Source organism: Archangium sp. (genome assembly GCF_036389735.1).
Classification (GTDB): Bacteria; Myxococcota; Myxococcia; order Myxococcales; family Myxococcaceae; genus Archangium.
Map to the genome: position 1 here is coordinate 1 of NZ_DASVWK010000483.1, position 11,529 is coordinate 11,529.

The 11,529-nt window shown below is 70.4% G+C and carries 7 protein-coding genes; 6 read left to right on the top strand and 1 reads right to left on the bottom strand.

Annotated elements, in window-relative coordinates; translation table 11 throughout:
* Positions 1–116 precede the first annotated feature (116 nt).
* The 6 genes from VF794_RS17180 to VF794_RS17205 all read left to right on the top strand — a co-directional run bounded on the left by VF794_RS17180 (position 117) and on the right by VF794_RS17205 (position 11,159).
* The gene (locus tag VF794_RS17180) at positions 117–815 is read left to right on the top strand and encodes a hypothetical protein (RefSeq protein WP_331111729.1); all 699 of its coding nucleotides are present in this window, start codon (positions 117–119) and stop codon (positions 813–815) included.
* 17 nt (positions 816–832) lie between these two features.
* Complete coding sequence (locus VF794_RS17185; protein ID WP_331111731.1) at positions 833–1,810, top strand: serine hydrolase; 978 nt, start codon at positions 833–835, stop codon at positions 1,808–1,810.
* 83 nt (positions 1,811–1,893) lie between these two features.
* A complete protein-coding gene (gene ileS / locus VF794_RS17190; protein WP_331111733.1) occupies positions 1,894–4,785 on the top strand; it encodes an isoleucine--tRNA ligase in 2,892 nt (963 codons plus the stop codon).
* Between the two features lie 129 nt (positions 4,786–4,914).
* Positions 4,915–5,286, top strand: coding sequence for a hypothetical protein (locus VF794_RS17195; RefSeq protein ID WP_331111735.1), 372 nt, complete (start codon positions 4,915–4,917; stop codon positions 5,284–5,286).
* A gap of 15 nt (positions 5,287–5,301) precedes the next feature.
* Positions 5,302–8,265: an ATP-binding protein gene (locus tag VF794_RS17200; RefSeq protein WP_331111737.1), complete on the top strand. Its 2,964-nt coding sequence runs from the start codon at positions 5,302–5,304 to the stop codon at positions 8,263–8,265.
* A complete protein-coding gene (locus tag VF794_RS17205) occupies positions 8,262–11,159 on the top strand; it encodes an ATP-binding protein (RefSeq protein WP_331111739.1) in 2,898 nt (965 codons plus the stop codon). The genes VF794_RS17200 and VF794_RS17205 overlap by 4 nt, the downstream gene beginning before the upstream one ends.
* Before the next feature lie 10 nt (positions 11,160–11,169).
* Here VF794_RS17205 and VF794_RS17210 read toward each other — a convergent pair.
* On the bottom strand, positions 11,170–11,529 hold a 360-nt coding region (locus VF794_RS17210), incomplete at its 5' end, for a hypothetical protein (protein ID WP_331111741.1).

Sequence of the window (11,529 nt, forward strand, 5' to 3'; positions counted from 1 at the left end):
GGCGACCAGGACCCGAACGACTGGGTGACGACGCCGGGCGCCAAGAGCCCCACCACCGAGTACGACACCTCCTACAACGGTCGTGGCAACTGCTTCCTGGGAGAGGTGTGCCCCTGATGGCTCGCGTGGGAGTGCTGGTCCTGGCGGTGCTGTGGAGCGCGGGCGTGGCCTTCGCGCAGCGGCCGACCTTCACCTGGGACGTGCCCCGGGTGCTGGAGTCGGTGGACGTGCCGGGGGTGATGCGGGCCAACGGTGTCCCGGTGAAGCTGCGCTCGGTGAAGAGCGCGGAGCGCCCCGAGATCATCCTTCAGCATCTGGTGGACCGCTTCGAGGCCGCCGGTTTCTACATCCCCCCGGACGCCCATCGCACCCAGCGGCTGGCCGAGCCTCAGCTCACCGCGCTGGATACGGACCGGCTCATCTCCTACACCTTCTTCCTCCAGCCCAACCCGGACGGCACCACCACGGTGGTGATGGGCGAGGCCAACCTGGGCAAGGCGCGCAAGGAGCAGGACACCTTCGCCCCCATCTTCCCGGGGGGCACGGACGTCATGCGCAGCGACATGGAGGGAGCGCGCTCGCTGGCGTACACCGTGGTGGCGGAGCCGGCGAAGGTGGGGGAGTTCTACCTGACGGAGCTGCGCGCGGCGGGCTTCACCGAGGAGGCCCAGGGCACGTGGCGCCGGGGCGGGGAGGAACTGCGCGTGGGGCTTCGCCCGGGACCGGGTGGCCGCGTGTCCGTCCTCCTCATGCTCCGCACGTCCGTCGAGGCTCCGGCCCTGGACGCGCCCACGCCCGAGGTGGGCAAGCCCTGAGGAGGAAGCAGCCGGTGATGAGTCGCGGTCGTGCGGGAGTGGGAGCGTGGGCGGTGGTGGGGCTGCTGCTCACCGCGCCGGGGTGCGTGGCGCGTGGCGTCCGACCCGAGCCCGTGCCGGCCGCCGCGCCGACGCCCTCGTTGCGGGAGGTGGTGACGAAGCTCGGCGCCGAGGCGGCCCTGCTGTCGCCCGGCACGGACGTGGCCATCGCCGTGCGCAACCTCCGCACGGGCGAGTACGCCGGCTTCGGGGACGAGGTGCCCCACGTGTCGGCCAGCGCGGCGAAGGTGCTGTGGGTGGCGGCGGCGCTCGCGCGCGTGGGCACCGACAAGGTGGCCCCCCTCGCCGAGCCCATCTTCCGCACCTCGGACAACGAGGTGTCGGGCGAGGTCATCGACCTCATCGGCATCGACGCCGTCAACGACTGGTACCGGGAGCTGGGGCTGAAGCACACCGCCCTCACCCGGTGGCGCTACGGCGAGCCGCGCGTGGCCACCAACTCGCCCCGGGAACTGGGCGACAACAACTACTTCACCGCCCGGGACGCGGTGGACGTCCTCTCGCGGCTGGACCAGGGCGCGCTGCTCGGCCCGTCGGAGACGCAGGCGCTGCGCCACTGGATGACGCTCACCCCTCGCACCGGGTGCGGCGGGTGGATGGGGGCCCTGCTGCCCGAGCCCGCCCGCGCCACGCTGATGCACAAGGCCGGCTGGCTGCCGCCCGGCTGCTGCTCGGACGACTCCGTCTACAACACCCTCACCGAGGTGGGCGTGGTTCAGGTGCCCGGCGGGGACCGCTACGCCGTGGCGCTGCTGGCCCGCCGGGGCAAGGACTACTGGCGGCGGCAGGCCCCCTTCGTCGAGCGCGCCTCGTGCGTGCTGTACCGGACCCTCTCCGGAGACCCGACGCTCTCGTGCCATGACGCCGGGGGAGTGGTGGAGCCCGCCTCTTTCGGCCTGCCGGCGTCCGCTCCGGTCCCCAAGGACTGCGACTGACGAGGGCAGGCTGGCCGCCTGGGTGACGGTCGGGTGCGCAGGCGGATTGAAGCGCCTGCTCGTGCGTGTTACGGCCAGTTGCCATGAGCGACACCGGCGCACCCCCCAAGGACTACAAGGACTCGGTCAACCTCCCGAAGACGGACTTCCCCATGAAGGGGAACCTGGCCCAGCTCGAGCCCAAGATGCTCGGCTGGTGGGCGGAGCGAGGCATCTGGGGAAAGACTCTGGAGCGGCGCGCGGACGCAGAGCCCTTCGTGCTGACGGATGGGCCCCCGTACGCCAACGGCCACATCCACGCGGGCCACGCGCTCAACAAGGTCCTCAAGGACATCGTCGTGAAGTACCGCAACCTGTCCGGCCGCCGGTGCGACTACATCCCCGGCTGGGACACCCACGGTCTGCCGATTGAACAGGCCGTGGAGAAGCGGCTCAAGGACAAGAAGATCGACAAGCGCACGCTGGACCGCGACTCCTTCCTGGAGCAGTGCCGCACGTACGCGCTGGAGTTCATCGACATCCAGCGCACCGAGTTCAAGCGCCTGGGCGTGCTCGGGGACTGGGACAACCCCTACCGCACGCTCGACTTCTCCTACGAGGCGCAGGAGATCCGCGAGCTGGCCACCTTCGCGCAGCGGGGCATGCTCTACCGGCGCAAGAAGCCGGTGTATTTCTGCCTCACCGACCAGACGGCGCTGGCCGAGGCCGAGGTGGAGTACGAGGACCACGCGAGCCCCTCGGTGTACGTGGCCTTCCCCGCGGGCCCCGAGCTGGCCGAGCGGGTGCCGAAGCTCGAGGGCCGGAACGTCGCCTTCGTCATCTGGACCACCACGCCCTGGACGCTGCCGGCCAACCTGGCCATCGCGATGAACGGCGAGTACGAGTACGTGTTCTACGCGCTCGGCGAGCGGGTCATCTGCGTGGCGAAGGATCTGCTGCCCAAGGTGCTGGCCGAGGTGAAGGCGGACGAGCTGGCGGTGAAGAACGTGAAGCTGCCGGGCGGTGACGTGTCGGCGGCGGCGTTGGTGGACCCGGAGCGCATCCTCGCCTACGCGCGCGGCGACGAGCTGGAGGGCTGCACCTACCAGCACGTCTTCTACGAGCGGCAGGGGAAGATCCTCCTGGGTGAGCACGTGACGCTGGAGGCCGGTACGGGCCTGGTGCACACGGCGCCGGGGCACGGCCAGGAGGACTACGAGGTGGGCCTGAAGTACGGGCTCGACATCTACAACCCGGTGCGCCAGGACGGCCGCTACGACGAGAGCGTGGGCAGCTGGCTGACGGGCAAGAAGGTCTTCGAGGCCAACCCGGTCATCATCGACGCGCTGGTCGACAAGGGCGTGCTGCTCAACGACAAGTCGGACAAGGTCGAGCACAGCTACCCGCACTGCTGGCGCTGCCACAACCCGGTCATCTTGAGCGCCACGTACCAGTGGTTCATCCCGTTGGATCGGCCGCTCAAGGGCGAGAAGACGTTCCGCCAGCAGGTGCTGGACGAGGTGGACCGGGTGCAGTGGGTGCCCTCGTGGGGGCACAGCCGCATCCGGGGCATGCTGGAGACGCGGCCGGACTGGTGCATCAGCCGCCAGCGGACGTGGGGCGTGCCCATCCCCATCGCGTACTGCGAGGGCTGCGAGGAGGCGGTCATCTCCCCGGAGCTGATGGAGAAGGTGGCGGGCGCGGTGGAGAAGGAGGGCGCGGGCGTGTGGTACCGCACCCCGGTGAAGGAGTTCCTCCCGGCCGGCTACCAGTGCCAGAAGTGCGGCAAGGCGGAGTTCCGCCGCGAGACGGACATCCTGGACGTGTGGTTCGACTCGGCGTGCGCGTTCAGCGCGGTGTCGGGGCGGCGGCAGCGGATGCCGGTGGACCTCTTCCTGGAGGGGAGTGATCAGCACCGTGGCTGGTTCCACTCGTCCATCCTGGTGGCGGTGGGGACGCGGGACATGTCGCCCTACAAGGCGTGCCTGACGCACGGCTTCGTGGTGGACGGGCAGGGCGAGAAGATGTCCAAGAGCCGGGGCAACGTGGTGGCCCCGGAGAAGATCATCCAGCAGTACGGGGCGGAGGTGCTGCGGCTGTGGGTGGCCAGCAGCGACTACCGCAACGACGTGCGCCTGTCGGATCAGATCCTCAAGGGCTTGAGCGAGGGCTACCGGAAGATCCGCAACACCATCCGGTACGCGCTGAGCAACCTGTACGACTTCGACCCGGCGAAGGACGCGGTGCCGGCGGCCGAGCTGCTGCCGCTGGACCAGTGGGCGCGGGGCCGGCTGTCCGAGGTGGTGACGCGGGTACGCAAGGCATACGAGGCCTACGAGTTCCACCTCGTGTACGCGACGGTGGTGGACTTCTGCGCGGGTGACCTGTCGGCGGTGTACTTCGACATCCTCAAGGACCGGCTGTACACGACGAAGACGACGGGCCCCGCGCGGCGCAGCGCGCAGACGGTGCTGCACGAGGTGTCGACGGTGCTGCTGCAGCTGCTGGCGCCGGTGATGAGCTTCACGGCGGAGGAGGCGTGGCAGTACCTGCCGGGGAAGAAGGCGGAGAGCGTGTACCTGACGGACTTCCCGGAGCCGGCGGTGAAGGCGGACGCGGCGCTGGGGGAGCGGTACGAGAAGCTCTTCGCGGTGCGCGGCGCGGTGCAGGCGCAGCTGGAGGCGGCGCGTCGGGACAAGATGATTGGCGCGTCGCTGGAGGCGCGGGTGGTGCTGAGCGCGAGCGGCAAGGCGCGCGACTTCCTGAAGGCGAACCTGGGGGAGCTGCCGGGGTTGCTCATCGTGAGCCAGGTGGAGCTGGCGGACGAGGCGGGGGACAAGGCGCAGGCGCTCAACCTGGCGCAGGCGCTGGGCGAGGAGGTGAAGGCGGAGGTGCTGCCGGCGAGGGGCGCGAAGTGCCCGCGCTGCTGGACCTACTCGGAGAAGGTGGCGGCGGGGGCGGAGGTCTGCCCCAAGTGCCAGGAAGCCTTGAGCTGAGCACCGTCAGACGGACCACCGGGGGCCTGTTCGCCAGGAAGCACTCGGGCCCCTGATCCGCCCGGGAGGATGGCCGTCACCCCGAAGCCACGCCAGCTTCACCTCGAGGATCCGGCAGGAGGAGGAACCATGAGGAAACCGGTGCTGGTGGCCATGATGCTGGCCGCGACGTTGGGGAGCGCCTGTGTGAACCGGCGGCAGGCGGCGGGCGTGTACGTGAGCGAGCCGATGGTGGAGACCGGCGTCTTCACCCGGGTGGGCCAGGAGGGCAAGGCCTGGGTGTTCAACCCGATGGCGCCCTGGGAGAAGAAGGTGCGCGTCTGGGTGACGCCCGAGACGAGCGTCCTCGAGAACGGCATCCAGGCGGACCTCGGCGCGGTGAAGCCCGGAAGGAAGGTCCGCCTGGTCTACGAGCTCCGGCGCGATGGGACCGGAGTGGCCGAGCGCATCGACATCATCGGCAAGGTGACGGGTGAGGCTCCGCCCGACACGGACACCTGAGGAGCGAGCAGCCCCATGAGCACCGACCCATTCGCCAAGAGCCTCACGCACGGGGGCGAGATGGGGGCGCTCATCCACGAGCTGGACTGGGAGAAGACGCCGTTCGGCCCTCCGCGCGACTGGCCGCAGAGCCTGCGCACCGCCTCCAGCATCTGCCTCAGCTCGCGCTTCCCCACCGTCCTCTTCTGGGGGCCGCGCTTCGCGATGTTCTACAACGAGGGTTACTCCCACCTTCTCGGGATGAAGCATCCCTCGGCGCTCGGCAGGCCCCTGCTCGAGGTCTGGCCGGAGGTCCAGAACGTCCTCGAGCCGATGCTCAAGGGGGTGGCCTCGACGGGAGTCGCCACCTGGTCCGAGGACCAGCTCCTCCCGCTCCTTCGCAACGGCTACCTGGAGGAGGCCTACTTCACCTTCTCGTTCGCGCCCATGGCGGTCGAGAGTGGCGGGACGGGCGGAATCTTCTGCACGGTGACGGAGACCACGGAGCGCGTGCTCAGCGAGCGCCGGCTGCGTACGCTGCGGGAGCTGGGAGAAGCCACCCTGGGCGCACGGAGCGTGCAGGACGCGTGTTCCGCGGCCACGCGCGCCCTGGGCCGCAACACCGTGGACGTCACCTTCACGGCGCTCTACCTCCTGGACGAGGCGCGGGCCCAGGCGCGGCTCGCGAGCGCCTCGGGCACCAGCGCCCACCCGGCCGCGAGCCCGGCCCTGATTGCCCTGGGCGACGAGGACGCGGTCTGGCCCCTGGCGAAGGTCATGCACGGTGGCGTGGCGCAGCTCGTCTCCGAGCTGGCGGGCCGTGTCGGGGCGCTGCCGGGAGGCGCCTGGCCGGAGCCCACGTCCAGCGCGCTCGTGCTCCCCATCGCGCGTGCGGAGCAGGAGCGCCCCTACGGTTTCCTCGTCGTCGGACTGAGCCCGCGCCGGACGCTCGACGAGCACTACCAGACGTTCCTCCAACTCGCCGCCAGTCAGCTCGCCGCCGCGGTGGCGAGTGCCCGCGCGTACGAAGAGGAGCGCGGGCGTGCCGAGTCCCTGGCGGAGCTGGACCGGGTCAAGACGGCCTTCTTCAGCAACGTGTCCCACGAATTCCGCACCCCGCTGACGCTGATGCTCGGGCCGCTCCAGGATGCGCTGGCCGCTCCGGAGCGGGCGCTTCGGGGAGTGGACCTGGAGACCGTCGTCCGCAACGGCGAGCGTCTGCTGCGACTCGTGAACAGCCTGCTGGACTTCTCCCGCCTGGAGGCGGGGCGCTCCGAGGCGAACTACGAGCCCACCGATCTCGCCACCCTGACGGTGGACCTCGCCAGCGGCTTCCGGTCCGCCACCGACCGTGCGCGGCTCTCGCTCGACGTGGACTGCCCGCGGCTGTCCGAGCCCGTCTACGTGGACCGGGAGATGTGGGAGAAGATCGTCCTCAACCTGGTGTCGAACGCCTTCAAGTTCACCTTCGAGGGTGGCATCACCGTGCGGCTGTGCGAGAGGGCGGGCCACGCCGTGCTGGAGGTGGAGGACACGGGCACGGGCATTCCCGCGCACGAGCTGCCCCACCTGTTCGAGCGGTTCCACCGCGTGCGGGGAGTGCGCTCCCGGAGCTTCGAGGGGACGGGCATCGGGCTGGCCCTGGTGCGCGAGCTGGTCAAGCTGCACGGGGGCACGGTCGAGGTCGAGAGCGAGGTGGGCCGGGGGACCCGGTTCAGGGTGTCCCTCCCGCTGGGCACGGCGCACCTCCCGAAGGACAGGCTCCAGGCCGCGCGCGGGCTCGCCTCCACCGCGACAGGTGCCTCGTCCTACCTCCAGGAGGCGCTCCGGTGGTTGCCCGAGGACACGCCCGCCCCCCCGTCCCCCGAGCCCACCGGTCGGGTGCTCGTCGCCGATGACAACGCGGATCTGCGCGACTACCTGCGGCGCGTCCTCGCTCCCCACTTCCAGGTCGAGACGGCGGTGGATGGGCTCGCGGCGCTCGAGGCGGCGCGCCAGCGGCCCCCGGACCTCATCGTCAGCGATGTGATGATGCCGCGCCTGGACGGCCTCGGGCTGGTGCAGCGGCTGCGCGAGGACCCGGGCACGCGTGCCATTCCCATCCTCCTGCTGTCGGCGCGGGCCGGTCAGGAGGCCACCGTCGGCGGACTGGAGGCGGGAGCGGACGACTACCTGGCCAAGCCCTTCTCCGCCCGGGAGCTCATCGCGCGGGTGCGCTCCCACCTCGAGCTCGCGCGGATGCGCCGGGAGGTGCTCCGCCACGAGGTGCTCGAGGCCAGTCTCCGGGAAGCCGTCCAGGCCCGGGACGACTTCCTCTCCGTGGCCAGCCATGAGCTGAAGACGCCCCTCACCAGCTTCCGGCTCCAGTTGGACCTCATCGCGCGGGACCTGGGCGAGCAGGGCCGGGCGAGCGTGGGGAACCGGCTCGAGGCGGCCCGCCACTCCGTGCAGCGGCTGACCTCGCTCATCGAGACGCTCCTCGATGTCGCGCAGCTCAACAGCGGGCGGCTGCGGCTCCGGCTCGACGAGGTGGACCTGCGTGCGCTCGTGGACGAGGCGCTCGGGGCGGTGCGGGAGGAGGCCGCGCGCTCGGGCAGCACCCTGGCCTTCGAGCATGCCGACGCCGTCGTGGCGAGGTGCGATGCGCTGCGCATCGGCCAGGTGGTGGGCAATCTGCTCTCCAACGCGGTGAAGTTCGGCGAGGGCAGGCCCGTGGAGGTGAGCCTCCGGTCCGAGGACTCCCTCGCCTTGCTGACGGTGACCGACCACGGCATCGGCATCGCTCCGGGAGACCGCGCGCGCATCTTCGAGCGCTTCGAGCGCGCCGTCTCCGTCCGCCACTACAGCGGGTTCGGCCTGGGCTTGTGGATCGCCCGGCAGGTGGTGGAGGCCCACGCCGGGCACATCACGGTCACCCAGACACCCGGAGGCGGGTCCACCTTCACGGTGGAGCTGCCGCTCCAGGCTCCCCAGGTGGACGCGGAGGAGGGGACGCCATGAAGGCACCCGGCCTCTCGGTCACCGTGCTGTCGGGTGGGGGCGAGATGGGAAAGCTCCTGCGCTCCATCGACTGGGCCCGGACGAAGCTCGGTCCCATGCGGAACTGGCCGACCAGTCTCTGGACGATAGTGGGCATGCTCCTGGAGAACCGGTTCCCGATGTTGCTCTGGTGGGGGGAGGACCTCATCCAGATCTACAACGACGCGTACCGTGAGATTCTCGGGGACAAGCATCCCCGCGCGATGGGCGCACCGGGGCCGGAGGTGTGGGCGGAGATCTGGCACATCATCGGGCCGATGGTGCAAGGCATCCAGGAGGGAGGCGCCGCCACCTGGAGCGAGCACCTGTACCTTCCGATGAGACGCAAGGGTTTCGTCGAGGAGACCTACTTCACCTTCTCCTATAGCCCCGTTCCCGACGACTCGGGCGGTCTGGGCGGGGTGCTGGTCACGTGCCAGGAGACGACCGAGCAGGTGCTGAGCGAGAGACGCCTGCGCATGCTCCAGGAGATCGCGGTGAGGGCGGCCGCGACGAGGACGCTGGAGCAGACGTGCGAGTTCGTCGCGGAGGCGCTCCGGCGCAACCCCTCGGACGTGCCGTTCTCCCGTCTCTACCTGGTGGACGAGAGGGGCCACGCGCGCCTCATGGCCAACACCGGCCTGGACGTGTCCGAGCCGGACACCTCGGACTCGTGGTCGCTCGGCGCCGTCCTGGAGTCGGCAAGGCCCGTCCAGCTGCGAGGGCTCCGGGCCCGCTTCGGAGCCCAGCGGGAGGGGGCCCCGGTGCCGGACGAGGCCCTGGCCCTGCCGGTGTCCCGCCCCGGGGAGTCACGGCCCATGGGCGTTCTCGTGGCGGGGTTGAGTCCGCACCTCGTCTTCGACGAGAGGTACCGCGGTTTCCTGGAGCTGGTCGCGGGGCAGGCCGCCACGGCCATCGCCAATGTGCGGGTGCTGCGAGAGGCCGAGCAGCGGGCCGAGGCCCTCGCGGAGCTGGACCGGGCGAAGACGGTGTTCTTCAGCAACGTGTCCCACGAGTTCCGCACCCCCCTCACGCTGATGCTGGGGCCGGTGGAGGATCTGCTGGCGGAGCGGCAGGGCGCGCTCTCCGAGGCCCAGCGGCGGCAGCTCGACGTCATCCACCGGGGCGGGCTGCGACTGCTCAAGCTCGTCAACAGCCTGCTCGACTTCAGCCGCATCGAGGCGGGCCGGGTGCAGGCGACGTATGAGGCGACGGACCTGTCCACCCTGACGGCGGAGCTGGCCAGCGCCTTCCGCGCCACCGTGGAGAACGCGGGGCTGCGCCTGACGGTGGACTGCCCACCCCCGCCGGAGCCCGTCTGGGTGGATCGGCAGATGTGGGAGAAGATTGTCCTCAACCTGCTCTCCAACGCCTTCAAGTTCACCTTCGAGGGAGAGCTGCGCGTGTCCCTCGGGTGGCGGGACGACCGGGTGGAGCTGACCGTGGCTGACACGGGCACGGGCATTCCAGCCGAAGAGCTGCCGCGCATCTTCGACCGCTTCCACCGGGTGGAGGGGGCGAAGGGCCGCAGCTACGAGGGCAGCGGCATCGGGCTCGCGCTGGTGCAGGAGCTGGTGAAGCTGCACGGCGGCGACGTGCGGGTCCAGAGCACGGTGGGCCAGGGCACGACGTTCACCGTCTCGCTTCCCCGAGGCAAGGCCCATCTGCCCGCGGAGCGGCTCGTGGAGGCCCGGAGCGTCGCCGCGCACCCGGTGGGGGAGACGGCGTTCATCCAGGAGGCTTCGGGATGGCTGGCCGGCGACACGTCGGTCGCCACGGTCCGGGGCGCCGTTCCGGGGGCGCCGGCCACGGGCGCGTTCGGTGGCCACATCCTGGTGGCCGATGACAACCCGGACATGCGGGAGTACGTGGTGCGGCTGTTGGAGGGCCGCTTCACCGTGGTGGCGGTCGAGGACGGGAGGGCGGCCCTGGAGGCGGCGCGGGGGCGGGTGCCGGACGTGGTGCTCTCGGACGTGATGATGCCGGGGTTGGATGGCTTCGGGCTGCTGCGGGAGCTCCGGGCGGACCCGCGCACGGCCAGCATCCCCGTCATCCTGTTGTCCGCGCGCGCCGGGGAGGAGGCCACCATCGAGGGCCTGACGGCGGGGGCCAACGACTACCTGGTGAAGCCCTTCTCCGCGCGGGAGCTGCTGGCCCGGGTCGAGGGCAACGTGAGGGCGGCGCGGGCCCGGCAGGACCTGGATGCCTTCGCGGGCCGCATCGCGCACGACGTGAAGAACCTGCTGTCGCCCCTGGGGCTGATGGGCGCTCAGCTCAAGTCCTCCGAGGACGCGCGTGCCCAGCGTGCCGGGGAGCGCCTGGAGCGGCTCTCGCGGCGTGCGAACAACCTGCTGGACGGCATGTTGGCCTTCGCCCGAGCGGAGCCACCCGACGCGGGGGTGACAGGCGCGAGCCTTGGTAGCGTCATCACCGACGTGGTGGAGGACGTGAGTGGCCTGCGCGATCGGATTCAAGGTGAGGTGGACCTCACTCCCCCGGAGGACGTGAGGGTGGTCCTGCCACCGGGCCTGCTCTACGTCGTCCTCGTCAACCTGCTCACCAACGCGCTCAAGTTCATGGAGGGCCGGCCCGTGCGGCGGGTCTCGGTGGCCGCGCACACGCGGGAGGGTCAGTGCGTGCTCGAGGTGAAGGACACGGGCCCTGGCATCGACCCGGACGCGCTGCCCCACATCTTCGAGCCCTTCTACCGGGCCCCGGGGACGAAAGCCTCGGGCCACGGCATCGGGCTCGCCACGGTGCAGCGCATCGTCACGGCGAGCGGTGGCGACGTGAGCGTCGAGTCCATTCCAGGCAAGGGAACGACGTTCCGGGTACGTCTCCCACTCGTTCCCCCTGCCCCTGAGAGGTCGATATGAGGACCGGGTCCTACCCACCGCTCGCATAGAAGGCCTGGAGGATGTCTGCGGCTGTCATCGGCGGAGTCACCTTCACATCGCCATTCATGCCCTCATCGCAGAAGATGAGACGCAGGTGGGGCGGGATGAGAGAGCGGCACCACTGAACGAACTCGGACATGTCCCGGAGGTCACCCTCGAAGTTGATGGAACTCCCGGTCCGGTCGAGCAGTCCCTCCACATGGGAATGAACCATGGGGACCTGGAACTCCAGGGCATGGCTTCTGTCGGGATTCACAATCCGCTCCACCGTGGCTCCAGGCCATTGCGCAGTCAGGCTGGACGTAAACTCAGACGCCGACGGGAGTCCCTCTTTCTCCGTGATGATGTA